This window comes from Enterobacter sp. CC120223-11, assembly GCF_900215375.1.
GTDB lineage: Bacteria > Pseudomonadota > Gammaproteobacteria > Enterobacterales > Enterobacteriaceae > Scandinavium.
The window spans coordinates 1-24,273 of the sequence record NZ_OBEF01000025.1; the positions used below are offsets into that span (position 1 = coordinate 1).

29 protein-coding genes and 2 tRNA genes are annotated in these 24,273 nt (G+C 55.6%); 10 read left to right on the plus strand and 21 right to left on the minus strand.

All coding sequences use genetic code 11. From position 1 onward, the window contains the following. Positions 1–40 precede the first annotated feature (40 nt). A tRNA-Asn gene (locus CRO87_RS20870) sits at positions 41–116 on the minus strand. A gap of 100 nt (positions 117–216) precedes the next feature. Next, positions 217–1,014, minus strand: coding sequence for a DgsA anti-repressor MtfA (gene mtfA, locus CRO87_RS20875; protein WP_097164897.1), 798 nt, complete (start codon positions 1,012–1,014; stop codon positions 217–219). Positions 1,015–1,106: 92 nt separating this feature from the next. On the opposite strand from mtfA, the gene CRO87_RS20880 reads away from it, so the two are divergent. The 5 genes from CRO87_RS20880 to CRO87_RS20900 all read left to right on the plus strand — a co-directional run bounded on the left by CRO87_RS20880 (position 1,107) and on the right by CRO87_RS20900 (position 4,481). Continuing rightward, positions 1,107–1,196 (plus strand) — tRNA-Ser (locus tag CRO87_RS20880). Between the two features lie 298 nt (positions 1,197–1,494). Beyond that, on the plus strand, positions 1,495–1,773 hold the full coding sequence (gene drpB, locus CRO87_RS20885; RefSeq protein ID WP_097164840.1) for a cell division protein DrpB: 279 nt from the start codon (positions 1,495–1,497) through the stop codon (positions 1,771–1,773). Between the two features lie 31 nt (positions 1,774–1,804). Continuing rightward, the gene (locus CRO87_RS20890) at positions 1,805–2,518 is read left to right on the plus strand and encodes a phosphohydrolase (RefSeq protein WP_097164898.1); all 714 of its coding nucleotides are present in this window, start codon (positions 1,805–1,807) and stop codon (positions 2,516–2,518) included. Between the two features lie 57 nt (positions 2,519–2,575). After that, complete coding sequence (locus CRO87_RS20895; RefSeq protein ID WP_097164841.1) at positions 2,576–3,997, plus strand: DNA cytosine methyltransferase; 1,422 nt, start codon at positions 2,576–2,578, stop codon at positions 3,995–3,997. After that, complete coding sequence (locus tag CRO87_RS20900; RefSeq protein WP_097164842.1) at positions 3,981–4,481, plus strand: very short patch repair endonuclease; 501 nt, start codon at positions 3,981–3,983, stop codon at positions 4,479–4,481. The genes CRO87_RS20895 and CRO87_RS20900 overlap by 17 nt, the downstream gene beginning before the upstream one ends. On the opposite strand, the gene yedA is transcribed toward CRO87_RS20900, so the two are convergent. After that, complete coding sequence (yedA, locus tag CRO87_RS20905; protein ID WP_097164843.1) at positions 4,450–5,361, minus strand: drug/metabolite exporter YedA; 912 nt, start codon at positions 5,359–5,361, stop codon at positions 4,450–4,452. The two genes, CRO87_RS20900 and yedA, sit on opposite strands and share 32 nt — an antisense overlap. Before the next feature lie 186 nt (positions 5,362–5,547). Here yedA and CRO87_RS20910 point away from each other — a divergent pair, with 186 nt between their 5' ends. From CRO87_RS20910 to dgcQ, 3 genes are all read left to right on the plus strand, one after another. Next, on the plus strand, positions 5,548–6,456 hold the full coding sequence (locus CRO87_RS20910; RefSeq protein ID WP_097164844.1) for a DUF808 domain-containing protein: 909 nt from the start codon (positions 5,548–5,550) through the stop codon (positions 6,454–6,456). 76 nt (positions 6,457–6,532) lie between these two features. Next, positions 6,533–6,712, plus strand: coding sequence for a YodC family protein (locus tag CRO87_RS20915; protein WP_097164845.1), 180 nt, complete (start codon positions 6,533–6,535; stop codon positions 6,710–6,712). A gap of 72 nt (positions 6,713–6,784) precedes the next feature. Further along, positions 6,785–8,485, plus strand: coding sequence for a cellulose biosynthesis regulator diguanylate cyclase DgcQ (dgcQ, locus tag CRO87_RS20920; RefSeq protein ID WP_097164846.1), 1,701 nt, complete (start codon positions 6,785–6,787; stop codon positions 8,483–8,485). Here the strand turns inward: dgcQ and CRO87_RS20925 are convergent. Both CRO87_RS20925 and yodD read right to left on the minus strand, forming a co-directional pair. Next, on the minus strand, positions 8,464–9,279 hold the full coding sequence (locus CRO87_RS20925) for a mannosyl-3-phosphoglycerate phosphatase-related protein (RefSeq protein WP_097164847.1): 816 nt from the start codon (positions 9,277–9,279) through the stop codon (positions 8,464–8,466). The genes dgcQ and CRO87_RS20925 overlap by 22 nt on opposite strands. Before the next feature lie 200 nt (positions 9,280–9,479). Next, entirely contained in the window at positions 9,480–9,707 is a 228-nt protein-coding gene (gene yodD, locus CRO87_RS20930; protein WP_097164848.1) for a YodD family peroxide/acid resistance protein, read from the minus strand. A gap of 131 nt (positions 9,708–9,838) precedes the next feature. Between yodD and dsrB the strand changes: the two genes are divergently transcribed. Beyond that, positions 9,839–10,027, plus strand: a complete 189-nt coding sequence (gene dsrB, locus CRO87_RS20935) for a protein DsrB (protein ID WP_097164849.1) — start codon at positions 9,839–9,841, stop codon at positions 10,025–10,027. A 236-nt stretch (positions 10,028–10,263) separates the two neighbouring features. On the opposite strand, the gene rcsA is transcribed toward dsrB, so the two are convergent. The 14 genes from rcsA to fliF all read right to left on the minus strand — a co-directional run bounded on the left by rcsA (position 10,264) and on the right by fliF (position 21,753). Next, complete coding sequence (rcsA, locus tag CRO87_RS20940) at positions 10,264–10,887, minus strand: transcriptional regulator RcsA (RefSeq protein WP_097164850.1); 624 nt, start codon at positions 10,885–10,887, stop codon at positions 10,264–10,266. 280 nt (positions 10,888–11,167) lie between these two features. Next, on the minus strand, positions 11,168–11,962 hold the full coding sequence (gene fliR / locus CRO87_RS20945) for a flagellar biosynthetic protein FliR (protein ID WP_097164851.1): 795 nt from the start codon (positions 11,960–11,962) through the stop codon (positions 11,168–11,170). A gap of 5 nt (positions 11,963–11,967) precedes the next feature. Beyond that, on the minus strand, positions 11,968–12,237 hold the full coding sequence (gene fliQ / locus CRO87_RS20950) for a flagellar biosynthesis protein FliQ (RefSeq protein ID WP_097164852.1): 270 nt from the start codon (positions 12,235–12,237) through the stop codon (positions 11,968–11,970). A gap of 11 nt (positions 12,238–12,248) precedes the next feature. Continuing rightward, positions 12,249–12,986, minus strand: a complete 738-nt coding sequence (fliP, locus tag CRO87_RS20955) for a flagellar type III secretion system pore protein FliP (protein ID WP_097164853.1) — start codon at positions 12,984–12,986, stop codon at positions 12,249–12,251. Then, a complete protein-coding gene (gene fliO, locus CRO87_RS20960) occupies positions 12,986–13,369 on the minus strand; it encodes a flagellar biosynthetic protein FliO (RefSeq protein WP_097164854.1) in 384 nt (127 codons plus the stop codon). The genes fliP and fliO overlap by 1 nt, the downstream gene beginning before the upstream one ends. 2 nt (positions 13,370–13,371) lie before the next feature. After that, a complete protein-coding gene (gene fliN, locus CRO87_RS20965) occupies positions 13,372–13,782 on the minus strand; it encodes a flagellar motor switch protein FliN (RefSeq protein ID WP_097164855.1) in 411 nt (136 codons plus the stop codon). Continuing rightward, on the minus strand, positions 13,779–14,783 hold the full coding sequence (gene fliM, locus CRO87_RS20970) for a flagellar motor switch protein FliM (RefSeq protein WP_097164856.1): 1,005 nt from the start codon (positions 14,781–14,783) through the stop codon (positions 13,779–13,781). Before fliM ends, fliN begins: the two co-directional genes overlap by 4 nt. 4 nt (positions 14,784–14,787) lie before the next feature. After that, positions 14,788–15,255 carry a flagellar basal body-associated protein FliL gene (gene fliL, locus CRO87_RS20975; RefSeq protein ID WP_097164857.1) on the minus strand — a complete coding sequence of 156 codons (468 nt, stop codon included), beginning with the start codon at positions 15,253–15,255 and terminating at the stop codon, positions 14,788–14,790. A gap of 105 nt (positions 15,256–15,360) precedes the next feature. Next, the gene (fliK, locus tag CRO87_RS20980) at positions 15,361–16,569 is read right to left on the minus strand and encodes a flagellar hook length control protein FliK (protein ID WP_097164858.1); all 1,209 of its coding nucleotides are present in this window, start codon (positions 16,567–16,569) and stop codon (positions 15,361–15,363) included. Then, positions 16,566–17,009 (minus strand): flagellar export protein FliJ, encoded by a 444-nt coding sequence (gene fliJ / locus CRO87_RS20985; protein WP_097164859.1) that lies wholly within the window; start codon positions 17,007–17,009, stop codon positions 16,566–16,568. The genes fliK and fliJ overlap by 4 nt, the downstream gene beginning before the upstream one ends. A 12-nt stretch (positions 17,010–17,021) precedes the next feature. Beyond that, entirely contained in the window at positions 17,022–18,392 is a 1,371-nt protein-coding gene (gene fliI / locus CRO87_RS20990) for a flagellar protein export ATPase FliI (protein WP_097164860.1), read from the minus strand. Beyond that, on the minus strand, positions 18,392–19,090 hold the full coding sequence (fliH, locus tag CRO87_RS20995; RefSeq protein ID WP_097164861.1) for a flagellar assembly protein FliH: 699 nt from the start codon (positions 19,088–19,090) through the stop codon (positions 18,392–18,394). The genes fliI and fliH overlap by 1 nt, the downstream gene beginning before the upstream one ends. Continuing rightward, positions 19,083–20,084 carry a flagellar motor switch protein FliG gene (gene fliG, locus CRO87_RS21000; protein ID WP_097164862.1) on the minus strand — a complete coding sequence of 334 codons (1,002 nt, stop codon included), beginning with the start codon at positions 20,082–20,084 and terminating at the stop codon, positions 19,083–19,085. Before fliG ends, fliH begins: the two co-directional genes overlap by 8 nt. Beyond that, entirely contained in the window at positions 20,077–21,753 is a 1,677-nt protein-coding gene (gene fliF, locus CRO87_RS21005) for a flagellar basal-body MS-ring/collar protein FliF (RefSeq protein ID WP_097164863.1), read from the minus strand. The genes fliG and fliF overlap by 8 nt, the downstream gene beginning before the upstream one ends. Positions 21,754–21,967: 214 nt before the next feature. Between fliF and fliE the strand changes: the two genes are divergently transcribed. After that, positions 21,968–22,279: a flagellar hook-basal body complex protein FliE gene (fliE, locus tag CRO87_RS21010; RefSeq protein ID WP_097164864.1), complete on the plus strand. Its 312-nt coding sequence runs from the start codon at positions 21,968–21,970 to the stop codon at positions 22,277–22,279. 6 nt (positions 22,280–22,285) lie between these two features. On the opposite strand, the gene CRO87_RS21015 is transcribed toward fliE, so the two are convergent. Together CRO87_RS21015 and CRO87_RS21020 are read right to left on the minus strand one after the other, a co-directional pair. Further along, positions 22,286–22,924 (minus strand): winged helix-turn-helix transcriptional regulator, encoded by a 639-nt coding sequence (locus tag CRO87_RS21015; protein WP_097164865.1) that lies wholly within the window; start codon positions 22,922–22,924, stop codon positions 22,286–22,288. Positions 22,925–22,996: 72 nt separating this feature from the next. After that, positions 22,997–23,659: a helix-turn-helix domain-containing protein gene (locus tag CRO87_RS21020; RefSeq protein ID WP_097164866.1), complete on the minus strand. Its 663-nt coding sequence runs from the start codon at positions 23,657–23,659 to the stop codon at positions 22,997–22,999. Positions 23,660–24,273: the final 614 nt, after the last annotated feature.

Genomic DNA, 24,273 nt, shown 5'->3' on the forward strand with positions numbered 1-24,273 from the left:
AAAAGCAAAAAGCCCGCTCGAAAGCAGGCTTTTTTGAATTTGGCTCCTCTGACTGGACTCGAACCAGTGACATACGGATTAACAGTCCGCCGTTCTACCGACTGAACTACAGAGGAATCGTGTGAACGAGGCGAATATTAATGGGCAGCCTTTTTTGTGTCAACACTAAAATTAACTGACTGATTCAATTGCATGAAATAAATGCAATGTGCGCTTTTAGTGTACTACGCGCAGATTTACGTCCTCACGGCTGCCATTATCACGGATTCGCTGCAGCGGATCCTGCTGGTAAAAATGGCAGAAACGCTGCCACAGCGCCGGGAAGCGCGGTGCGAACAACTCAGGTGCGCTAAAGAAGTATTCTGACAGCACGGCGAAACATTCCGCAGGGTCCGTCGCGGCATAGGCGTCGATGCTGGCGGCACTTTCACCCACCAGGTCAATCTCATCCTGAATGTTGTTCATCGCCGCGTGAAGATCGTGCTCCCAGCCAGCTACCTCCCTCAGCGCAACGAAGGGAACTCCATTCGCGCGATCGCCGTTGCGCACATCCAACTTATGTGCAACTTCGTGCACGATAAGATTAAATCCGGAAGCGTCGAACGAATCCTGAATATCGAGCCAGTTGAGTACGATCGGCCCCTGCTGCCAGCTCTGGCCAGACTGCACCACTCGCTGGCTGTGCACAAGGCCGATGTCATCTTCCCATTCGTCATCCACAACGAACGGGGCAGGGTAAATCAACACTTCATGAAAGCCGTCAAGCCACTCCAGGCCGAGCGACAGGACCGGCAGACAAAACAGCAGGGCAATACGTGCGTTTTGCAGCGGTTCCAGCTCTAACCCCTGCAGCGGCACAAGCCGTTTTTGCTGCAGAAAACGGTCAGCCAGCTGTGTGAGCTTCACCTGTTCTTCCGGTGATAAGATCGCCAGAACGGGGATAGCAAGCGCTTGTTCCCACGGGATATCCGCGCTAAGAGGAGCGTCATGTGCTTTCCAGGGCCATTTAATCATCGCTTTGCTCGCAAACTCGTCACTTGAAATCAATTATAAGGACAGGGTCTGTTAAAATGCCAAGGTTCCTGGCATCATGGCAACCACTCAGCGGAGAGATGCCGGAGCGGCTGAACGGACTAGTCTCGAAAACTAGAGTAGGGGCAACTCTACCGGGGGTTCAAATCCCCCTCTCTCCGCCAATTATTCAAGCAGTTACCTTGAAATTTTTCAACGACGCCCGTCACAGATACCTTTTCATTTCACCTTCAAAACAGTGTAGAACCGCTTTTTAGCTGCCGTGATCGGAATGCTCCCTGTCGTTTCTAAAAATGTCGGTAAAGTTGCCCAAAATCAAATGAAAGTTAAGTCACGCTAAAATGTGGCCATTGGGCTCTTATCTAATGCCGCCGCTGCGCTATAATGTGACTAATATCACATTAAAAGCTTTTTAAAGTGAAAAACGAAACATCATTGTACGATCAGGAAGGGTCTTTCTTTATGGACGAAAGAGTAACTCGTGGGCCCGGCGGCATGCTGGCACTGTGGGTTTTTTACGCATTCTGCGGCTACTTTCTCTGGGCCATGCTGCGCTATTTCTGGGTTGTTAGTCAGATTGACCCCATTCCCGGGGCGACACTCGAAGGTGAGCTTGGCTCTACCGCGGGCAAATGGCTGGGGGCGCTGTTGGGTTTTCTGGTGTTGAGCGTGGTTGGCGCCATCCTCGGGAGCATTGCCTGGTACACCCGGCCGCGCCGGTCCAGATTGTCAGAAAGCTGAAACCAAAAGCTGCTATCCTCGCTTCTCCGTTATCAACGATAAGAGGCGACTCTCTGTGCAATTGTGGCAACAACGTTTTGAAAACTGGCTCGCGGAGCACCATAGTGACGACGACGCGGCGCACGATATTTCACACTTCCGCCGCGTCTGGACAACTGCGCAGCGGTTGTCTTCAGAAGAGAGTGTCGATGAGCGAGTGGTCCTCACCGCCTGTTACTTTCATGACATCGTGAGCCTGCCCAAAAATCATCCGCAACGTAGCCAGTCGTCCCGCCTTGCGGCAGAAAAAACGCTGTCGATTTTGCGAGAGGATTTCCCTGATTTCCCTGAGCAGCTGTACTCTGCGGTGGCGCACGCCATCGAAGCGCATAGCCACAGCGCGAACATCCCGCCTGAGACGCTGGAAGCTAAGATTGTTCAGGACGCCGATCGTCTGGAATCTCTTGGAGCTATTGGGCTGGCTCGCGTCTTTGCGGTGGCGGGAAAACTCAATGTTTCGCTGTTCAATGCCGAAGACCCTTTTGCCGATACGCGCCCGTTGAACGACAAGCGCTATGCCCTCGACCACTTCCAGAACAAGCTGCTGGGCCTGCCCGCCACGATGCAGACCGAGAAGGGTAGAGCGCTGGCGAATCATAATGCCCGCTATCTCGTCGAGTTTATGGCAAAAATAAGCGCTGAGCTGCAGGGCGATTATCTGGACTATGATCCAACGATTCTGGCGCGTTTTGCGCCTCAGGCCTGAGTCCACAGGGGGAAATTGTGTTACTCTCAGCGAAAATGGTCTGTCCCGGTTATTGATATGCAGCACACACTTACTCGCACTTTCTCCTCTCAGGACGCGGAATTTTCCGGGCCAGACGCGCAGGTGTTACTCATCGAGTTGCTCACTATTTACGATGTGAAAACGCTGGTGGCCACCCTCAACGGCGTGGGTGAGCAGCACTGGAGCCCGGCAATCCTTAAACGCGCCACCGACAACGGCAAAATTAACCGCCGTCTTGGTGAGCGAGAATATGCGAGGCTTGCGGCGCTGTTGCCTCAGCCGTCAGGCCAGCCTGAGCAGTTCCGTTTTATCGATCTCTTCGCCGGCATCGGCGGCATCCGCAACGGTTTTGAAGCCATTGGCGGCAAGTGTGTTTTCACCAGCGAGTGGAACAAACATGCCGTGCGCACCTATAAAGCCAACTGGTACTGCGACCCAAAAGAACATCAGTTTAATGAAGATATCCGTAATGTGACCCTGAGCAACGAGTCAGATATCAGTGACAGCGAGGCCGCGGCGCACATTCGGAAGATTATCCCTCAACATGACGTGCTGCTGGCGGGCTTCCCGTGTCAGCCGTTTTCGCTGGCTGGCGTGTCAAAGAAAAATGCTTTAGGTCGCGCGCATGGCTTTGCCTGCGACACTCAGGGCACGCTCTTTTTCGACGTGGCGCGCATTATTGATGCCTGCCGCCCATCGATTTTCGTGCTGGAAAACGTCAAGAATCTAAAGAGCCATGACGGTGGGAAGACGTTCCGCATTATCATGCAAACGCTGGAGTCACTGGGCTATGACGTGGCTGACTCGGCGGAAATGGGCGCGGATGACCCGAAAGTCATCGACGGTCAGCACTTCCTGCCGCAGCACCGCGAACGTATTGTGCTGGTAGGGTTCCGCCGCGATTTGGATTTGCAACAGGGCTTTACCCTGCGCGATCTGCCGGCACTTTATCCTGAACGTCGTCCGACGTTTGGCGAACTCCTTGAACCTGGCGTGGATGCGAAATTTATCCTTACGCCAGTGCTGTGGAAATATCTTTATCGTTATGCCAAGAAGCACCAGGCGCGTGGCAACGGTTTTGGCTATGGGCTGGTGGATCCGACCCGGGCCAGCAGCGTGGCGCGTACGCTTTCCGCTCGCTATTACAAAGATGGCGCGGAGATCCTGGTCGATCGAGGGTGGGACAAAGCTCTGGGCGAGCAAAATTTTGACGATCCGCATAATCAGCAGCGTCGTCCGCGCCGGTTAACGCCGCGTGAATGCGCAAGGCTGATGGGCTTTGAATCCCCGCAGGGTTATCAGTTCCGCATTCCTGTGTCGGACACTCAGGCCTACCGCCAGTTCGGCAACTCCGTGGTCGTGCCTGCCTTTGCCGCCGTGGCAAAACTGCTGAAAAGCCGCATCCTCACGGCGGTGGAGTACCGTAAGGCGGAAAAAGTCGATGGCGGACGTTCATAACCCGGCAACCCGCAGCAAAAATATGCGTGCTATCGGCACGCAAAATACCGCCATTGAAAAACGTCTTTCAGCCTTACTGAGTGATGCTGGTTTTCCATTTACCGTGCAGGACGCCACGCTGCCGGGAAAACCGGACTTTGTGCTGGAGGATAACCGTTGCATCCTCTTTACCCACGGCTGCTTCTGGCACCATCACAACTGCTACCTTTTTAAAGTGCCCGAAACCCGCACTGACTTCTGGCTGGGCAAGATCGGCAAAAACGTTGAGCGTGACGCCCGGGATATCGCGCTGCTGGAAGCGCAGGGCTGGCGGGTGATGGTGGTCTGGGAGTGTGCGCTGCGCGGCAGGCAAAAGCTCAGCGATACGGCATTGAAAGAGAGGCTGGAGGAGTGGATCTGCGCCGGCGTTGGCAGCGCGCAGATCGACACTCAGGGCATCGCGGCGATGTCCGCTACTTCTCCACATCACACGATTTCACGGTAGCCCGCACCGGGAACAGCGTTTTGCCAAGCGTCACCAGCACGACGGCGAAAATAATAACCCCCAGCGCCAGCCACTCCACGGAAGAAAGCGATTCGCCCCCAAAGCTGGTGCCAAGCAGCACCGCAACCACCGGGTTGACGTAGGCATAGCTGGTTGCGACGGCCGGTGAAACGTTGCGGATAAGATACATGTAGGCGTTGATCGCTATGAGTGAGCCAAAAACAGCGAGGTAGCCTACCGCCAGGAAGCCAGACAGCGTCGGCATCTGCGTCAGTTTTTCCCCGGTCAGCCACGAGCCACACATCAGTACCACGCCCGCAGCCAGCATTTCTACCGCGCCCGCCATCATCCCGGTTGGTAATTCGATACGCGAGCCGTACACCGATCCGAACGCCCAGCTCAGGGAGCCGATCAGAATCAGCAGGGCACCCCACGGATTGCCGCTGAGGTTGCCGCCGCTGTTAAGTAGCACGATACCCGCAAGGCCAATTGCCACGCCAAGCCACTCCAGCTTGCGGGTGGCAATGCCAAACAGGCGGCTGAAGCAAAGGGCAAACAGCGGCACGGTGGCCACGACAACCGCAGCAATACCGGAGGCGACATGCTGATGTTCGGCAATGGTGACAAAACCGTTGCCAATCGCCAGCAGCAGGACGCCAATCAGCGCCGCATTCAAGAGTGGGCGGCGTGCGGGCAGTTTATGCCCGGTCAGCAACAGGTAGCCCATCAGCAGCACGCCCGCAGAGAGAAAACGCACCCCGGCCATCATCATCGGCGGCCAGCTTTCCACGCCAATGCTGATGGCAAAATAGGTCGATCCCCAGATGATATAGAGGGCGAAGAGCGCGCCGATGAGCGGTAACAGATTTCTGACCTGCATGGGTCCTCACGAAAAAGCGAATTAAGAAGGGCGCGTATAGTTAACGGGAAAACTATCCATCTGGCGAGTGCTTTAATTAGGAGTAGGCGTCCTCTTTTCAGTTGACAGCGCGCAGCAATGGGCGCGAAACGACTTTTGCTTCATACTATAAAGCTCAGAAATGTATAAAAAACGAAGGAGTCTCATTTGGCCGGAAGCAGTCTTTTAACCTTACTGGACGATATCGCCACGCTGCTGGACGACATCTCGGTGATGGGCAAACTGGCAGCAAAGAAGACCGCCGGGGTACTGGGGGACGATTTGTCGCTGAACGCGCAGCAGGTAACCGGCGTACGTGCCAATCGCGAGCTGCCCGTCGTGTGGAGCGTGGCAAAAGGGTCGTTTATCAACAAAGTGATCCTCGTGCCGCTGGCGTTGCTGATAAGCGCCTTCCTGCCGTGGGCCATTACGCCGCTGCTGATGCTGGGCGGGGCGTTCCTCTGCTTTGAGGGCGTCGAAAAAGTGCTGCATACGCTGCATCAGCGCAAGCATAAGGAAGACCCACAGGCACGCCAGCAGCGTCTGGAGGCTATCGCAAATCAGGATCCACTGGCGTTTGAGCGAGACAAAGTGAAGGGTGCCGTGCGCACTGACTTCATTTTGTCGGCAGAAATTGTGGCAATCACCCTGGGGATTGTGGCCGAATCGCCACTGCTCAATCAGGTGTTGGTGCTGTCCGGTATTGCCATTCTTGTCACCGTGGGTGTGTACGGTCTGGTTGGGGTAATTGTGAAACTGGACGACATGGGCTATTGGCTGGTGGAGAAGCGTGCAGCCCTGGCTCAGGCCGTGGGTAAAGCTCTGTTGTTTATTGCGCCCTGGCTGATGAAAATACTTTCCGTGGTGGGTACGCTGGCGATGTTTCTGGTGGGCGGCGGGATCGTGGTTCACGGCATTGCGCCTCTGCATCACGCTGTTGAAGCCTTTGCCGCAGGGCAGGGCGGGTTCGTCGGATTGCTCTCCCCAACGCTGTTCAACTTAGTGTTTGGCTTTGCTGTGGGTGCCGTCGTGCTGGCGGGGGTCAACCTCATTTCACGGTTACGCCCGGCAACGTAAAAGTTTTCAGAGACTACGCAAACCCGGCCATTTTCAGCTATCGTGAAACAGTTTCACTCTGATACCGGAGGCAGTTATGGTCTTTTTGGTCAGTGATGAAGTTAAGCCGAAAAATGGCGGGCCGCGTATGGTTGTCACGGGGTACGCCAGCGGAATGGTTGAATGTCGTTGGTACGACGGGTTCGGCGTCAAGCGTGAAGCCTTCCGTGAGGATGAACTGATGCCGGGTGAACGGCGAAGTTCAAACGAGGCATAGCGAACGCGCCCGGCAAAAATAGCCGGGCGTTTTTTACCGACTAAAAGATTCAGGGAATGTCAGGGAGTTTGTGTGCCCCACGTAACAAAAGTGGATAATCCGCGCTGGTTGAAGAGCCTCAGTCGTCATGCCAACCCTGGCCGGGTGGTCAATTACTGCTTTTTCATCGTCTTTTTCTTCTCAACGATTCTGACATGGCGCGAAGTCGTGGTGCTTGAAGAGGCCTACATTTCAAGCCAGCGTAACACGCTGGAGAACGTGGCCCATGAATTCAACAATCAGCTGCAGGTCAGCATCGACCGGCTGACGTTTTACCGCAACGGTATGCAGGCGGCACTTGAGCAGCCGCTGGCGTTTGAAGTGCTGCGCCAGGCAGGCGAAGAATTTGAGCGCAAGCGTACGCAGCATCAGTGGTCCATTCTGCTCGATAATCAGCGAACGCTGCCGGTGCACGGCGTTTCAGATGCATTTGTCGATGAAACCACTATTCTTTCCCGTGAAAACGCGCTGCTGGGCAACGAACTGACCGCCACGCTGGAGGTCGGGTATCTGCTGCGTTTGTCTACTACCATCAAACGCGCTCCACAGCAGATGATGTACGTCTCCCGCGGCGGTTTTTTTATCTCAAGCAGGCCAGTGTCGGGCAACAATGACCTGGTCGAGCGGTATTACGCGCTGGTCACCAGCCCCTGGTTTGCCGATCAGTCACAGCGCAATAACCCCGGACGGGGCGTTCGCTGGCTGAGCTGGATGCTCGACACGCCGGATGGCCCGGTTCGCCGCATCGCCGTCTCCCTGCCGGTGGATTACCAGCACTACTGGTTCGGCGTGCTGACAATCGAGTTTTCCCTGACACAGATGAAAAGCATGCTGGCCACGGCGGCACAAGGAGAAGAAGAGGGGGAGTACCGTCTCTACGACAGGCAAATGAACCTGCTCGCCAGTTCTCTCCCGGAGGGCAGCAAATCAGATCTCATGAGTGAAACGGAAAAAGCGCAGCTTGCGCAGGCGTTCGAACATGACAATCGGGGCGGGCTTCGCTTCACCACCAACTACGTGAACTGGGAGAGAATACGCAATTTCGATGGCGTGCTGGTGCGTATCCATCATCTTGATGAGGGCGTGAGAGGCGATTTCGGCACCATTTCCGTGGTGCTGAGCCTGGTTTGGGCGCTGTTTACCGCCATGCTCATCCTTTCATGGGTCGTTATCCGTCGCATGGTGCGCAACATGAGCACCCTGCAAAGTTCGCTGCAGTGGCAGGCCTGGCATGACGGTCTAACGCGTCTCTACAACCGCAGCACGCTGTTCGATCTGGCCGGTAAAGCGGCGAAGCGAAGTGAAGCCAAGGGCGAGCCTCTGTCGGTGGTGCAGCTCGATCTGGATTACTTTAAGAGCATTAATGACCGCTTCGGCCACCAGGCAGGCGACCGGGTGCTCAGCCACGTTGCCAGCATGATTTCCTCACAAATTCGCGAAGACGATCTCGCAGGGCGCGTCGGTGGCGAAGAGTTTTGCCTGGTTCTGCCTGGGGCTTCCAAAGAGGAAGCCTGCGCGATGGCCGAGCGGGTCCGTGCCAGAATTAACAATCGGGAGATCCTGATTGGCAAAGGTACCACGCTGCGGATAAGCGCCTCACTCGGCGTCAGCAGCAGCGATGAAAAAGGCCTCTTCGACATTGAGCATTTGCAATCCGTGGCCGATGGCAGGCTGTATCTGGCGAAACAGAACGGGCGTAATCAGGTATGCTGTCAGGATGAGGATAGCCAGTAGTCAAGGCCTTCACGCCAGCCTTCAGGGCCACTTTTCCGGGTGTGATAAACACGCTCAGGGCGGTCATCGTTGAGGTTTACGCCATCCCGGTTTAGCCCCTTCACGACCACGGCGAAATCGGTGGTGTCCAGCAGCGGTGCATCGTTCGGGCCGTCGCCCAGCCCAATCGACACCCTGCGAAAACCTTCCCGCTGCTGGTAACGACTCAGTAACCAGGTGACCGCCTGGGCTTTACTGCCCCGCTCATCCAGCACGTGCCAGAAGCGCGCGCCTTGTACAAACTGCAGGCCCAGCGAGGCAAGCGTGGCAGAAAATTCCTGCATCCTTTCGTCGCTGTCGCGCCAGATCAGGGTTTCCGAGGCTTCGTGTAGACGCGCCAGCGCGGCATGCCTGAGGTTCATTCCTGTCCATTCAGCAATGGTTTGTTCGGGCACGTCTGAGAAGGTGGTGAACTTAAAACCCTCATTGTCGCGAAGTTGTCTGAGTACATGCTGAATTTCTTCATGGGGCGAACCGGTAATCAGGCGAGGGAAATATTCATCGTCATCCCAGCTATCAGCGAGCTGAATAACCGCCCCGTTCTCGGCAATCAGCGGCAGTGACTCCAGACCGAGCTCTTTCTGTAACAGCATCATCTCCGCCGCGGTTTTACTGCTGCACAGCACCACGGGAACCTGATGCTGCTTCAGGCGCGACAGCCATTCGCTAGCGGCCTGCCATTGCAGGGTGTGGATGTCGAGTAGCGTTCCTTCGACGTCGGTAAAGAGGATCAGGGGCTCGTGCAGGTCGGGCATTGCCTCTCCTTAAACGCAAATGCATGCGGGAAAATACCTAAATACATTCACAATATTAATGATTAGTGCTTGTCTGATAAAAAAATTGAGGATAATGTCTTATCCGCATCAGATTTCCTGGTGTAACGAATTTTCAAGTGTTTCTTGCGAAAGCTTGTTCAACCCGACCCTTCCACGGTCGGGTTTTTTTTACCCGGCGATCAGCGGTTCACTTCAGTAATACTGAAGTCGTGAACATCAAGTTCGAAGGCTTCGGCCAGCTCTCTCCAGGTATGGTATTCACGCCCGTTAATGCTGACGTGATTGGCGGAATCGCCCGCACGATGCACTTCGCTTTCACTGATTTCGTTGATGGCATCCAGCAGGGCATCGACATCAACGTTCACCTCGCGCTTGGCGGTATCGCTGTACTCTTTGGCAGTTTTCATTCCAGGGTCCTCATACAATCACCCACCCTAAAGTATAGACCGCTGAAAAAAACAGCCATCGGTCGGGCGGACGCTGCCAGCAAAGGCGTTTTGTTCTACACTGGCTGGATAGAAATGACAGGAGAAAACCTATGCAGGTGAACGATCGCGTGACGGTCAAAACGGACGGCGGGCCGCGTCGACCGGGGGTTGTACTGGCCGTGGAACAATTTAATGAAGGAACGATGTATCTGGTGTCGCTGGAGGATTACCCGATGGGGATCTGGTTCTTTAATGAGATCGGCCACGATGACGGGGTCTTCGTCGAAAAGGTGGACTAATTTCTTTTCAGACAGGCAATGGCCGTGGCATCTTTCCGATCGCGCTGGCTGCCGTGCTTCTCTGGTAACGTTTTTGCGGTGAACGTGTTAAGGGGGCTCATCGACACCCCCTTAACAATCCCGGCTTCCTTTTCCCGTTCGCGTGATGAAGAGCTCAAGGAAACGAAAGAACATAAAGTGAACGGAACGATGCTACTCTGGCTAAACACGTTAGCAGCTAATCGCTGTACACTAATTCATCGCATATTGACGTAAATTCCGCTGGTCACGTTATCTGTCAATCGGACAACGTGATAAATAACCTGCTTATTATGCGTTTTTATTTTCTTTTTAATATTACCTTTATGTGATGATACCGTTTTCGCCTTAATATTCATCTGATCGGATATTTGAATCGTGCCCTGACCAGACATCCACATTTTCAGCATGCTGGATTCAGTTCTGCTTAATGATAACGTCGGTATTTTAATTTTGCTAACATCTCCACCGATCTTTTGCAGGTAATCAGCCAGAATACCATCCAGTGATTCGGGCGTTATCGATTTGGAGCTGATAAGCAAATTATCTCTGACCAATAAATACTCATCGAAATGAATATTGGCAATCGCCATAAAGACGATAAACAGTGTCCTGGGGTGTTGATTAATGATCTGCTTTATATGCTGACTGCTTTCTGTATCGTGAATGAAGCAGTCTTCATTAATGAACACGACAGACGGGCTGAGAGCCCCGCAGGCCGCTTCAAGCTCACTGATGCTCTCGACGTCGCCGATGTCACGCTTCTTTATCCCCCGGCTGGTCAAGTACCCGGTGAGTCCCAGCCGGGTGTAACTGCATAGATCCATAATAATCGTTGACATGGTTACCCTCACTCAATGCATAACGATAATTAACCCATTACCCGATTGTTTTTTATTTGTCAGAGCGCGAAAAATCAGCTTTTGCAAAGAGAAAGTAACACAATCGAGCGGCTACAACTATCCCGTAAAGTTACGTATAATTTGCCAGGAAACATCTTAAAGTAAAGTAAATGTTATGTTATGTGAGAAGGGTAAAAACAATTAACCCGCGCCAGATATATCCTGGTAGATGTTTTTGTGGTCGTGTTTTAAGAATATCCTTAGGATATCCCTTTTTATATTAAGGAGAACTTATCTTTGGCATCTCGCTGATAATATCTGCCAATAGATCGAATATTTCGCTGAATAAATGCTCACAGAAGGGGGCAATCAGCGGCATTAATGCCGCCATCAAAATAATGCCAACGGTCAGCGTAATCGGGAAACCGATGACAAACACCGAGAGCTGCGGAGCCATGCGGTTGAGCATGCCAAGCGCAAGGTTGATGGTCAGCAGCAGGGTAATAATCGGCAAGGCCAGCATCAGGCCATTGAGGAAGATAAGCCCCCCGGCGCGGCTCAGCGCCAAAAAGGCATTGCTGTTCAGCGGCTGCCCGCCAATCGGCAGCGTATGAAACGTGTCGACCAACAGGGAAATCAGCCAAAGGTGGCCGTTGAACACCAGAAACAGCAGCATTGCCAGCATATCCATAATGCGGGCCAGTACCGGCATGCTGAGGTGGCTGCTGGGGTCAACGAAAGTCGCAAACGAGAGGCCCATTTGCAGGCCAATCACTTCCCCGGCAAATCGCACCGCCGCAAAGGCAAACTGCATGGTAAAGCCAAGCGCAATACCAATCAGGATCTGCTGCAACGCCAGCCACAACGCATTGGGGGAAAAGAGCGTCACATCGGTTGCCGGAAGCGCAGGGGCGATGATAAAGGTGATGATGATCCCAAGGCCGAGCTTCACGCGTTTGGGGACGGATTTTTCACTCAGCACTGGCGCCGTCATGATCAGCGCCAGCACCCGTAAAAGCGGCCAGAAGTACAGGCTAAGCCAGTGGACCCACTGATCGCTTGAAACGTGTAGCATCTGCTCTATCCAATGATGTAGGGCAGGTTGTTAAACAGCGTGCGCACATAGTCTAGCAGCAGGTTTAGCATCCACGGGCCCGCCACAATCATTGCCACGAACACGGCGATAATTTTTGGAATAAACGACAGGGTCATTTCGTTAATCTGCGTGGCAGCCTGCAAAATACTGATAAGCAAACCGGTGACCAGCGCCACCAGCAGCAGCGGAGCCGCCAGCGCCAGCGCGACCTTCATCGCTTCGGTGCCCATCATCATTACCGATTCAGGGGTCATCGCGGCACTCCTTAACTGTAGAAACTTTGTGCAAGGGACCCGACCAGCAGCTGCCAGCCATCAACCAGCACGAAAAGCATCAGCTTGAACGGCAGGGCGATAGTCGCCGGAGGCACCATCATCATCCCCAGCGCCATCAGCACGCTGGCTACTACCAGGTCGATGATCAGGAACGGAATAAAAATGGTGAAGCCAATCTGGAAGGCGGTTTTCAGCTCGCTGGTGACGTAAGCGGGCAGCAAAATGCGCATCGGCACGGCTTCCGGGCCCTGAATTGGCGGCGTATTAGCAAGCTTTGCGAACAGGGCCAGGTCGGCTTCTCGCGTCTGGCGCAGCATAAATTCACGCAGCGGCTGCGAGCCCTTATCAATCGCCTGTTCAAGGGTGATTTTGTCTTCGCTGAATGGCTGATACGCGTCGTTGTAAATCTTGTCGATGACCGGCGACATAATGAAAAACGTCAGAAACAGCGCCAGCCCAAGCAATACCTGATTCGGCGGAGCGGAGGCGGTGCCGAGTGCGCTGCGCAGCAGGCCAAACACAATGATGATACGCGTGAAGCTTGTCATCATCAGCAAAATGGCGGGCAGGAAGGTGAGCGAGGTGATAAACACCAGCGTCTGCACCGGCAGCGACCAGCTCTGGCCGCCGTTCGGCAGCGGCTGGCTGACAAGCCCTGGCAACTGGGCGAAGGCCGCAGGGGAAAGCAGCCACAGCGTAACAAGCGAAAGGGACAACAGGCGGCGCATCAGAGTCTCCCTGGACGCTTAATCACGGACTTCATCAGGGAAGCAAAATCGGGGGTGTCCATCTTTGGGGCTTCCGGATCGATAATCTTTGGCGGCAGCTTATGCAGCAGCGACACCTGGCTTGCGGTCACGCCCAGCACCAGGCGTGCATCTTCAACATCAACAATAACAACCCGCTCACGCTGGCCCAGCGACGCGCTGGCGCTAACCTTCAGCTCTTTCGTCGCCGTCGTTTTCACACCGCTAAAACCAAAGCGCCTGGCGAGCCACGCCGCCGCCAGAATCAGCAAAATGATGCCGAGCAGCGCGCCGCTGACCGTAATCAGCGGGGAAGCGGGCGAGGCCGTCGGGGCCGGGTGCGAAATGACAGCCTGGGGTTTCATGTTTAGCGGCTCAGGCGACGCATACGCTCGGATGGCGTAATGATGTCGGTGATGCGCACGCCGTACTTATCGGCCACGACAACAACTTCACCCTGAGCAATCAGATAGCCGTTGATCAGGATATCGAGCGGTTCACCGGCCAGACCGTCCAGAGAGACGACGGAACCCTGCGTCAGGCGCAGCAGCTCTTTAATCGTCATCCGTGTGCGACCCAGTTCGACGGTCAGCTTGACCGGAATGTCCATGATCAGGTCGATGTCCTGCAGGGTGCCGCTCACGTCGCCGCCGCCTAACTGCTGGAAGACCGCATCCGCGGCGCTTTTGCCTGCGGATTTCTGTTCGCCCAACGCTTCAGCCCACAGATCGTCCATATCGCCAGCGTTGCCATCGGACGGATTATTCATATCACTCATTTGGGCTGTTCCTCGTTCAGCGAGTTCAAAATCGGGTTAATCAAATGCTCAACGCGCAGCGCGTACTGACCGTTGACCGTGCCGTACTGGCTGGTCAGCACCGGGACGCCATCCACGTGGGCGATAATGCGGTCCGGTTTGTCGATCGGCAGCACGTCACCGGGCTGTAGTTTTAGTATTTGCGACAGGCGCAGGGAGACGTCGGCAAAGTTGGCCACCAGCTCCAGCTCCGAATGCTGCACCTGGCGCACCAGGTTTTCACGCCAGTTCTGATCTTCGCTGCGGGAGTTTTCCAGCGGCGGATTCACCAGCAGCTCGCGCAGTGGTTCAATCATGCTGAACGGCAGGCAGATGTTAAATTCGCCGGTCAGGTTGCCAATTTCCACATGGAACGGCGTGTTCACCACGATATCGTTCGGCGAGGTGGTGATGTTGGTGAACTTCACCTGCATCTCCGAACGCACGTATTCGACTTCCAGTGGGTTAATCGCCTTCCACGCGTCGCTGTAGCCTTCCAGCGCCAGCTTCAGCATGCGGTTGATCACACGCTGCTCGGTATGGGTGAACTCACGGCCTTCCACCTTGGTCGGGAAGCGTCCGTCGCCGCCAAACAGGTTGTCTACAGCGATAAACACGAGGCTTGGCGAGAACACGAACAGACCCGTGCCGCGCAGCGGCTTCAGGTGGATCAGGTTCAGGTTGGTCGGCACCGGCAGGTTGCGGGCAAACTCGTGATACGGCTGAATGCGAATCGCCCCGACGGTGATGTCCGGGCTACGGCGCAGCAGGTTGAACAGCCCCATACGGAACTGACGCGCAAAACGCTCGTTGATGATCTCCAGCGCCTGTAAGCGCTCGCGCACCACGCGACGCTGGGTATTGGGATCGTAGGGACGAATGTCGCTCTCGCCGGAGGCTCCGGGCTGAGGTTCGTCGTTCTTATCGCTGTCGCCGTTCAGCAGTGCATCAATTTCGGCCTGAGAAAGAATACTGTCGCCCATGGGATTACCGCAGAATGAAAGCTGTATACAGCACGTCAGTCACTTCCTGCTTCGGCTGGCCCGCCACCAGCGGTGGGGCAAGTGTCTGTTTAATGGCGTTGACCAGATCCTGCTTGCCGGTGTCGGTGGCAAGCTTCGCCGCGTCCTGACGCGAGAACAGCAGCAGCAGTCGGCTGCGCACTTCCGGCAGGTAGTCGTTCAGGCGAGTACGGGTCGCTTCGTCCTTCAGGCGCAGCGTAATACCAATGTAGAGCACGCGATCGGCATCGCCCAGGTTCACCGTGAAGGTGTCCAGTGCCCAGAACACCGGGGCCGGTGGCGGAGGTGGCTCTTTCTTGGCCTCAGCAGAGGGCTGCTGTTGCAGACGCCAGTAGCTGTAGCCTGCGGTGGCGCAGGCGGCGAGCGTCACCAGCACCAGCAGCGGGATCCAGATTGAGCGCTTGCTTTTCTTTGCGATCGCGGTGTCAGTCATCTGTTACGGCTTTCCTGTATTGAGTACTGCTAATCAGGTGATTATCCCGACTTAAGTCCGCCTCAAAGGGCGGAAAAGACGGGAATAATCGTGCTACCTCTGGCGTTAGGCGAAGGTGTCGACAATGCCGTTGCCCCGGGCCTGCGCCTGCAGGCTGACGGGAACGCTCAGCGTCTCTTCGTTATCGGAAGGATTTGCCCGACCTTCAGCAAAACGTTGCGAGGAAGACTGCCCGAAAGCCGATTGTTGCTGCTGTCCGGCAAAGCTTTCGCTGCTGACGTTGCTCTGCGAAAGCTGAATGCCGTTATCCGCCAGCTGCGTGCGCAGAGTCGGGATGGCCGCTTCCAGCGCCGCACGCACATGGCTGTGCGGGGAAACCATCTGGATTTGCGCCTGATTGTCGTCAATTTTAAGGGTGATATTCACCTGGCCCAGGTTCTCCGGGTGCAGCTTCAGTTCAGCGGTCTGCTGGCCCTGACGGGTGAACAGGGTGATATGCTGGCTGACGTTCTGCTGCCACTCCGGTGTGCCGAGTTGAGAGTTGACGGTCACCACAGGGTGGGTATTGACCGTGGCGGTGGCATTGCTGATAACGGGCGCGGTGGTCGCGACAGGGGCTGCGGCGGAAAGCGTGCTGTCTGCCTCAGCTTTTGCGGCAATGGATGCCACCAGTGGCGTTGCCTGGCTGCTGGCGTCATCAGTATGGACTGCCTGCACGCCGTGCCCGGTTTGTGCCACCGCAAACTCTTTCCCTGAGGAATGGCGGGCGTCTGGGGTGATGTTGGCAGAAGCTAATTCCGCGAAGCCTTTAACACCAGAGCCCGCTGAGGCAGCGACAGCATCACCAGAAATGGCGGGTGTTGCTGCGGTGGCCTGAGCGGTGTGCGGCAGCATCGCCATCAGCGCGCTTAAACCCGCCAGATCTTCTTCGCTGAGCGTCGGCTTCTCTTCGGCCTTTTGCAGATCTTTGGTCAGCTGTTTGACCACGTCGCTTTTCGCTTCCGGGGTAAGCGCGCTCACCAGTGACTGTGCGTCAGTGAGTGTCGTCAGATCGATTTTTTGCGTATCGTCTTCACCTTGCTGTGCGAGCAGTTGGCTGAGCGTGGCTTTCGCATCACCCTGTGGCAGCTTCTGGCTTGCTTCCTGTAAATCAGCAAGCGTCAGCTTGCCCTCTTTACCCGTTTTCCCGGACATAGCGCCGGAGAGCAGGGCAAAAAAGTCCTGGGCGCCACCTGCGTCGGTACCGGCGATGCCGCCCGTTTGTGCGCTTGCGATATCGGTCTCACTGACGAGAATTTTCGGCAGAGTAATCATTCGGGTTTCCTTAAGGTGGCACGCTGGGCGAACTCATCCATTTTCTTCTGGTCCAGACGGTTTTCTGCCAGCAGCGTGGCGGCGGCCTGTCTGTCCTGGAGCGTCTGCCATGCCTGCAAACGCTGTTTTTTCTCGCGCCAGGCGTTGAGCGCCTGCTCGACCCTGCGGTTCCACTGCAGAAGCTGCTGGCGATGCTGATCGATAGCCTTCTCCAGGGTCTGAATAAATTGCTGATAGTTCTGCCAGCGCAGGCTGGCCATGCCCTGAGACAGGGTGTCGTTCAGGCTGGTCTGGTACTCAAGCTGATAATCCATCAGCATCTTCAGCTGTTCTTCCGCCTGCTGGCAGCCGCGCCGCATCTCGCCAAGCTGCAGGGCGGCGTTGTCGACTTCTTTCTCGGCCAGCTCTTTGAGCGTGGCTAAGGCACCGTGTTCTGCCATGTCGGTCTCCTGTTAAGCGGCCGGGAAGATGATGTCCAGAGCCTGGAGGGAGTCATTCCAGTCCGCTTTTTCGAAAATACCCTGTTGCAGAAAGCCCTCCAGCTGCGGCCACAGCGCGATGGCCTTGTCGAGCATCGGGTCGCTGCCTTTGGCATAGGCGCCGACGCTCACCAGGTCGCGGTTGCGCTGGAAGCTTGAGAGCAGTTGTTTGAAGTTTCTCACCCGCGCGTAGTGCTTCTCGGTAATGAGCGCCGTCATGGCGCGGCTGATGGAGGCTTCGATGTCGATGGCCGGATAGTGGCCCGCTTCCGCCAGGCGGCGGGACAGCACGATGTGGCCGTCAAGGATCGCACGGGCCGAGTCGGCGATCGGATCCTGCTGATCGTCCCCCTCGGTGAGCACGGTATAAAAGGCGGTGACCGATCCGCCGCCGCTGATGCCGTTCCCGGCGCGTTCCACCAGCGCGGGCAGCTTGGCAAACACCGAAGGCGGGTAGCCTTTGGTGGCAGGCGGTTCGCCGATGGCGAGGGCGATTTCTCGCTGAGCCATCGCGTAGCGGGTAAGCGAATCCATGATCAGCAAAACGTGCTGACCGCGGTCGCGAAAATCTTCGGCAATGCGCGTGGCGTAGGCCGCGCCCTGCATACGTAACAGGGGAGAGACGTCCGCTGGAGCGGCGATCACGACTGAACGCGCGCGTCCGTCTGCCCCGAGAATGTTTTCGATAAAGTCTTTTACTTCACGACCACGCTCGCCGATAAGCCCGACCACAATCACGTCGGCCTGGGTGTAGCGCGCCATCATGCCGAGCAGGACTGATTTGCCGACGCCGGAACCGGCAAACAGGCCCATACGCTGGCCGCGCCCGACGGTGAGCAGGGCGTTAATGGGGCGCACGCCAGTGTCGAGCACGTGTTCAATGGCTGTACGCTGCAACGGGTTGAACGGCTGGGTGATCAGCGCGCCGGTTTCGGTGGTATCAGGCGCGGGCAGGCCGTCGAGCGGTTTTCCTGCGCCGTCGAGCACGCGGCCTAAAAGCGCCGGACCAAGCGGTAACTGCTTCCCGCTTTGCAGGCCGTCACCCGAAGCGTTGCGCGCATAGACGCGTGCGCCAGGCAGAATGCCTTCCACTTCTTCCAGCGGCATCAGAAATAAGCGATGACCGTTAAAGCCGACCACTTCGCTCTCCACTTCGCGCACTTCACCGTTTTCCAGACGCTCAATGACGCAGGTTGCGCCGAGCGGCAGCTGAAGCCCCGTGGCTTCCAGCACCAGCCCGGTGGCGCGGGTCAGTCGCCCGTAGCGGCGCACCGACGGCAGCAGCGCCATTTTGGTCTCGAAGTTATCCAGCGTGGTGAGCCAGCGGGTCAGACGGGCGGTCATCAGATGACTCCCGGAGCGGCCAGGCGGCACAGCTCCTGCCAGCGCGTGGCAACGCTGGCGTCGAGATCGCCCTCATCGGCGGAGACTTTGCAGCCACCGTGATGCAGTGAAGGATCGCCGCGCAGCCGCCAGCCGTGCAGGTTCAGCGTGGCGCCGACCATCTCTTCGACGCGCTGTAAATCATCCGGATGGACGCGCAGCTGCGGCTTCCCGCTGAATAGCGGCTCCTGCTGTAACAACCCCTGAATCTGTTTGATCAGCGCCGAGTTATCGACAATCGGCGCCTGGCCTATCACCTGGCGAGCGGCTTCCAGCGCCATTTGCATCAGGCGAGAGGCGATCACGCTGTCGAGTGCGTCCAGGGTGTGCTGAAACTCGCTCACCAGCTGCTGCATTCTGGCGTGCAGCGGCACCTGCTGCTGCTGGGCCTGCGCCAGACCCTGTTCCTGGCCCTGCGCTAATCCTTCCTGATACCCCTGAGACTGCCCGGCAGCGCGACCTTCGGCGAGGCCCGCGTTGTAGCCCTGCTCATGGGCCTGCATCTGGATCTGCGCCAGCTGCTGTTGCAGCTTTTGCTCCTCCGATATTTCATCGACCGGCTCGGTGTCTGTATGTTCGGCAATTTCCGGCACAAAGGCCTGCATCGGCGGGGCCAGGTCGTCAGGCTGCCAGACTTTCCACGGCATGGCATCAGACATAGGTATCGTCTCCGCTGCCAATCACCATCTCGCCGGTTTCCGCCAGACGACGCACAATAAGCAGAATCGCTTTCTGTTCGTTCTCCACCTGAGACAGACGCACCGGGCCACGGTTGGCGAGGTCGTCGCGCAGGATGTCCGCCGCACGCTGCGACATGTTGCGCAGGAACTTCTCGCGCAGCGGCTGCTCGGCGCCTTTGAGAGCGATAAGCAGGGATTCTGAATCCACTTCCTGCAGCAGGCGCTGGATACTGCGGTCGTCCACTTCGACCAGGTTCTCGAACAGGAACATCTCGTCGATGATCTTCTGTGCCAGCTCGCCGTCGAACTCGCGCACGGCGGTGATGACCGCTTCTTCCTGCTGGGTTTTCATCAGGTTGATGATTTCCGCCGCCGTTCTCACGCCGCCCATTTTGCTGCGCTTGAGGTTCTGGCCGTCGAGCAGGTTGTTCAGCACTTCTGTCAGCTCCGCCAGCGCCGCTGGCTGCACGCCGCCGAAGGTAGCGATACGCAGCATCACGTCGTGACGCAGGCGCTCGTCGAACAGCGCCAGAATATCCGCCGCCTGGCCACGTTTGAGGTGGACAAGAATGGTGGCGATGATCTGCGGGTGCTCGTCGCGAATAAGGTCGGCGGCACTCTGCGGCTCCATAAAGTTGAGGGTTTCGATGCCGCTGGTGGTTTCGTTGGTTTCCAGAATATCTTCGAGCAGGCTGTTGGCGCGCTCTTCACCGAGCGCCTTCACCAGCACGGAGCGCAGGTATTCGTTGGCGTTGACGTTCAGTGCGGCAAACTGTTCGGCTTCCTGCTCAAACTCAGCCAGGACTTCGGTCAGCTGCTTGTTGGAGATCTGACGCACGTTGGCCATTGCTGCACTGAGCGTCTGCACTTCGCGCGTGTTGAGGTGCTTGAACACCTCCGCCGCGCGGTCTTCGCCAATGGTCATCAGCAGGATGACGCTTTTATCGGTACCGCTAAGGGTGGCATTACTCATGGTCGTTACTCATCCACTGGCGAATGACCAGCGCGACGACGCGCGGATCGTTGTCTGACATTTCGCGAATACGCTGGCTCATCACTTCGGCGCTCAGGCGCTGGTTGGCGCGACGGCTCTGCTGCTGTTCATCTTTGTTGATGTGAACCTTCACGGCCTCGCTGGTTTCACGCTCAAGCCTCGCTTCTTCCCGTGCGGCTTTCGCTTCCTCTTCGCGACGCAGGAGCTGCGGACGTACCGCCTTGCGCCACAGGATCCACGCCACCAGGGCAATCAGCAGCCAGCGTCCGGCGGACAGCATCTGGTCGATAAACGCCTGCTGTTGCCAGAACGGCAGTTCGCCAACGGTGTCGTCATTCGCGGTAAACGGCGAGTTCACCACATTGAGGGTATCGCCGCGGGTCGTGTTGTAGCCCATTGCTTCGCGGGTCAGGTCTTCAATCTGCTTCATCTGATCGGCGGTCAACGGCAGCGGCTTACCATCCGGCAGATTTTTGTAGTTCACCACCACGGCCACCGACAGGCGCTGAATGTCGCCGACGTTCATTTTGGTGTGGCGAATGGTGCGGTCGACTTCGTAGTTGGTGGTTTCGTTACGCGAGCTGTTACGCGGCCCGCTCTGGTTATTGGTGCTGGTATTGCGCTGCTGGCCCTGAGCGCCAGCCTGCTGGTTCGCCGGAGGCGTGGAGATCGGTGCATTCGGCGCCGGGGCAGGGGAGTTGGAGAGCGCACCCGGCACGCCGCCCGGGTTCGGGCTGCCAACCTGCTCGCTTTCATTCACCTGACGGGAGCGCATCACGGCCTGTGCAGCATCACCGTTCGGACGGTACTGCTCTTCGGTCTGCTCTTTGTTGTCGAAGTTGATCTGCGCGGTGACCTGCGCGTGGACGTTACCGTTGCCGACAATTGGCGACAGGATCGATTCGATACGGCGCTGTACGCGGCCTTCTACATCAGAGGCGTATTTCAGCTGCGCGTCGTTAAGGTCACGATCGCCGGTCTGGGACTGGGTTAGCAGGTGACCGCCCTGATCGACGAGGGTCACGTTGCCCGGCGGCAGGCCCGCCACTGCGCTGGAAACCAGATGCACTACCGCCGCGATCTGGCCTTCGTCCATCGCACGGCCTGGCTCGAGGTTCAGGGTCACGGAGGCGGAAGGCAGTTTCTGCTCACGCACGAACAGCGAGGGTTTTGGCATCGCCAGATGCACGCGGGCACTTTTCACCGGACCGAGGGTTTCGATGGTGCGGGCCAGTTCGCCTTCCAGGGCGCGCTGGTAGTTCACCTGCTCGCTGAACTGGCTGATGCCGAATTTTTCCTGATCCAGCAGCTCAAAGCCGACCGCACCGCCTTTGGGCAGCCCGGCTTGCGCCAGGCGCAGGCGCAGCTCGTGCACTTTGTCGGCTGGCACTTCAATCGCGCCGCCGCTGTCAGCAAAGCGATAAGGAATATTCATCTGCTGAAGCTGAGTGACGATGGCACCGCCGTCCTGATCGCTCAGGTTACTGAACAGCGTGCGGTAGTCCGGCTGCTTTGCCCACAGCACAAGTGCGACGACGATCGCCACCGCGGCAGCGCTGGCAACCATAAGAGGGATTTTCGGGTTAGCGCGCAGGCGAGCGACCCACTCTGGCATTTTTGATTGTGGCGTGGCCGCGGTCGCGCTCATTGCGCACCTCGTGAATCCAGGTCGATGGCGTTAAACGTGTACAAAAGCAAGGCTGACTCCCGGTCGGCAAAGGCAAAGGGGTACTGATGCCATTATTTGCCGTCTGAGAATTTTCCATCGTCCAAATAGTCGGGTTTTTTAGCGTTAATTAGCGCCTTTATCTCATTGACAAACTGCTAATCTCACTCCCCATGACATCGACCAGGGGATCAATATGGCCATTACAGGTATTGAAGGGGTTCTGACGCAGATGCAGGCCGCGGCCAGCGTCGCCCGCAATCAGCAGGTGGAAGAGCAGCCCACCATCAGCTTCGCCGGGCAGCTTACCGCCGCACTCGACCGCATCAGCGAAACGCAAAACAGCGCCAAAGCGCAGGCGCAGAAATTTGCCTTAGGCGAGCCGGGGGTTGCATTGAACGATGTGATGACCGACCTGCAAAAATCATCCGTTTCGTTGCAGATGGGTATTCAGGTCAGAAACAAGCTGGTTGCTGCGTATCAGGAAGTGATGGGCATGCAGGTGTAGTGCAGATTAATACCGATCGGGAAGCTTATTCACACTAATCAGTTTCCCATTCTCGACGTTGATGTAGTCGCCCTGGCGCAGTTGGCTGAGGATCTTCATGATGCCGCTGCGTGACATCAGGGTCTTCTGGCGGATATAGCTCTCGACCGGAATAGACAGGCGATACTCTTCAGGTTCATTCATCAACAAAAGTAGCTGAATGCGGATGGCTTCGTAGGCGGTGGGGGTGATGAGGCTGGTGTGGAAATAAAAAAGCTTTCGTAACGTTTCACCACGATGCAAGGCCAACAGTTTCCATAGGTTGTGCTGGTCAATAATCTTTTCTGCCTCACCTTGTGCCAGCACGGCAATCTTGCAGGGCGTGATGGTTTTAATGAAAGTGGCGTTGTTATTAAAGGCGAAGGTAGAAAAACCCGTTAGCGCAGGCCCCTTCATGGACACCAGCATCAGATCGTCTGCATCCCTGTAGATGCTAAACATCCCCTCGGTAATGACATAGCTCTTAGCTTCTTCTCCGTAACCATGTAAGAGCTTTGATCCCTTTGGATACTCTTTGAAGGTGAGTAAAGGTGTGATCCTTTCAATTAATTCAACGCCACTCTGGGACGTTTCATTCAGGTCTTTCGGGGGAAACGGCTTTTTCATCACTTCTTTCCTTTGTAGTCAAAGTAAGAGCGCAGCCAGTTAACCAGAATAGAGCAGGAGAAAGGGTGTAGCTCAGTACTTTTTCGGCAGATAGTTGATGCCTTTAAGTACTCCCTTTTCCACGGTGATGTAACCCCCCGTGCGTAACTCTTGCAGGATCTTCATGATCCCGCTGCGCGATAAATATGTCCTGCTTTTAATATAGTTCGCCACCGTTGTTTTCATCCTGAATTCATCAGATTCTTTCGCCAACTCGTTCAGCTGAAAACGAATGATGTCGTAGGAGGACATTTGATGCAGCTGTGTGCAGTGCTCATAGATACGGGACATAGTGTAGAGCAGTATCAACGTTAGCGATTTCCACAGGTTCTCCTGCAAAATAATCTGGTTGGCCTCTCGCAACGTGATTGTGCTGATTTCACACTCCTCAAGTGTGCGCAAGTAGGAAGTATCGGTGATGTTGTCCTGATTGCTCAGGCCGAAGATAAACGGCGCTGCCTCAGAGATCATCACAATGCCATCTCCCCGGCGATGTATCGCCACACTGCCTTTATGCAGGATATAGCAGACCTTGCCGCCCCCCTGGCTGTAGCTCAGGACTTTGCTTTTCGGTATGTCTACTCTCATCGTATCGATGGCAAGGTGCGCCATGAGCTGCTGAAAGGCATCTACGGGCTTAGCATTATCGGCACAGAGCGTGGAGTCTCTGGCATCAATATTCATGGTTTTATTCATAAATGTGTCGATCTAATAATTCATCAAGAAAATATTAAGTGCGATTATTAACGCCTTCAGTACAGAGTCAATGCAGAGAGTGGTGTCTAAAAATAGACACTTGACCCAAAGAAATAGATAACGCCTTGAAATTTTCAGTCAGGAAGGTAATTAAACGATTTCTATGCGTATTTTGATGGCGAAGAATGACGTGTGTATAAAAATAGACACTTGTTTTTTTAGAATCTTACTTCTAGCCACTAATGTATGGAAAATAATGAATTTATAGGTGGCTCGATATGTTTTATTTAAGCTGGCCTGCGCGCTTTCACTGTTTATTGTTTGTTTATGTTTGTTTCTTATTTGTTATATCATTGGTCAAGTGAATTATCAGTGTCTAAACGTAGACACTAAAATTAATTGCCAGGAAATAAGTGTTTCTATAAATTTCACCTTAAGCAAAATGGGCCTCCACTCTTAAGCTTAAAAGTAGCGTTTCGTCACTACTGATTGGCGGTAAGAGCAGGGTGAAAAACTATTTTGTAATACTGAAATGGAAAATACCTGACTGAATTTATCAAGTTTAATTTGATAAAGACGTTTTAATACGTCCGGGTGAAAAATTAATATTTATA

Coding starts and splice junctions, on each gene's coding strand:
- fliK (WP_097164858.1), bottom strand. CDS start 16,569: ATGATTACTCTGCCGAAAATTCTCGTCAGTGAGACCGATATCGCAAGC.
- CRO87_RS20925 (WP_097164847.1), bottom strand. CDS start 9,279: ATGCCCGACCTGCACGAGCCCCTGATCCTCTTTACCGACGTCGAAGGA.
- fliG (WP_097164862.1), bottom strand. CDS start 20,084: ATGAGTAATGCCACCCTTAGCGGTACCGATAAAAGCGTCATCCTGCTG.
- fliR (WP_097164851.1), bottom strand. CDS start 11,962: ATGCTACACGTTTCAAGCGATCAGTGGGTCCACTGGCTTAGCCTGTAC.
- fliP (WP_097164853.1), bottom strand. CDS start 12,986: ATGCGCCGCCTGTTGTCCCTTTCGCTTGTTACGCTGTGGCTGCTTTCC.
- CRO87_RS20915 (WP_097164845.1), top strand. CDS start 6,533: ATGGTCTTTTTGGTCAGTGATGAAGTTAAGCCGAAAAATGGCGGGCCG.
- fliM (WP_097164856.1), bottom strand. CDS start 14,783: ATGGGCGACAGTATTCTTTCTCAGGCCGAAATTGATGCACTGCTGAAC.
- CRO87_RS21015 (WP_097164865.1), bottom strand. CDS start 22,924: ATGAAAAAGCCGTTTCCCCCGAAAGACCTGAATGAAACGTCCCAGAGT.
- fliQ (WP_097164852.1), bottom strand. CDS start 12,237: ATGACCCCTGAATCGGTAATGATGATGGGCACCGAAGCGATGAAGGTC.
- fliJ (WP_097164859.1), bottom strand. CDS start 17,009: ATGGCAGAACACGGTGCCTTAGCCACGCTCAAAGAGCTGGCCGAGAAA.
- yodD (WP_097164848.1), bottom strand. CDS start 9,707: ATGAAAACTGCCAAAGAGTACAGCGATACCGCCAAGCGCGAGGTGAAC.
- fliL (WP_097164857.1), bottom strand. CDS start 15,255: ATGACTGACACCGCGATCGCAAAGAAAAGCAAGCGCTCAATCTGGATC.
- fliE (WP_097164864.1), top strand. CDS start 21,968: ATGGCCATTACAGGTATTGAAGGGGTTCTGACGCAGATGCAGGCCGCG.
- CRO87_RS20895 (WP_097164841.1), top strand. CDS start 2,576: ATGCAGCACACACTTACTCGCACTTTCTCCTCTCAGGACGCGGAATTT.
- mtfA (WP_097164897.1), bottom strand. CDS start 1,014: ATGATTAAATGGCCCTGGAAAGCACATGACGCTCCTCTTAGCGCGGAT.
- CRO87_RS21020 (WP_097164866.1), bottom strand. CDS start 23,659: ATGAATAAAACCATGAATATTGATGCCAGAGACTCCACGCTCTGTGCC.
- drpB (WP_097164840.1), top strand. CDS start 1,495: ATGGACGAAAGAGTAACTCGTGGGCCCGGCGGCATGCTGGCACTGTGG.
- rcsA (WP_097164850.1), bottom strand. CDS start 10,887: ATGTCAACGATTATTATGGATCTATGCAGTTACACCCGGCTGGGACTC.
- fliO (WP_097164854.1), bottom strand. CDS start 13,369: ATGAAACCCCAGGCTGTCATTTCGCACCCGGCCCCGACGGCCTCGCCC.
- fliN (WP_097164855.1), bottom strand. CDS start 13,782: ATGAGTGATATGAATAATCCGTCCGATGGCAACGCTGGCGATATGGAC.
- dsrB (WP_097164849.1), top strand. CDS start 9,839: ATGCAGGTGAACGATCGCGTGACGGTCAAAACGGACGGCGGGCCGCGT.
- fliI (WP_097164860.1), bottom strand. CDS start 18,392: ATGACCGCCCGTCTGACCCGCTGGCTCACCACGCTGGATAACTTCGAG.
- fliF (WP_097164863.1), bottom strand. CDS start 21,753: ATGAGCGCGACCGCGGCCACGCCACAATCAAAAATGCCAGAGTGGGTC.
- fliH (WP_097164861.1), bottom strand. CDS start 19,090: ATGTCTGATGCCATGCCGTGGAAAGTCTGGCAGCCTGACGACCTGGCC.
- yedA (WP_097164843.1), bottom strand. CDS start 5,361: ATGCAGGTCAGAAATCTGTTACCGCTCATCGGCGCGCTCTTCGCCCTC.
- CRO87_RS20900 (WP_097164842.1), top strand. CDS start 3,981: ATGGCGGACGTTCATAACCCGGCAACCCGCAGCAAAAATATGCGTGCT.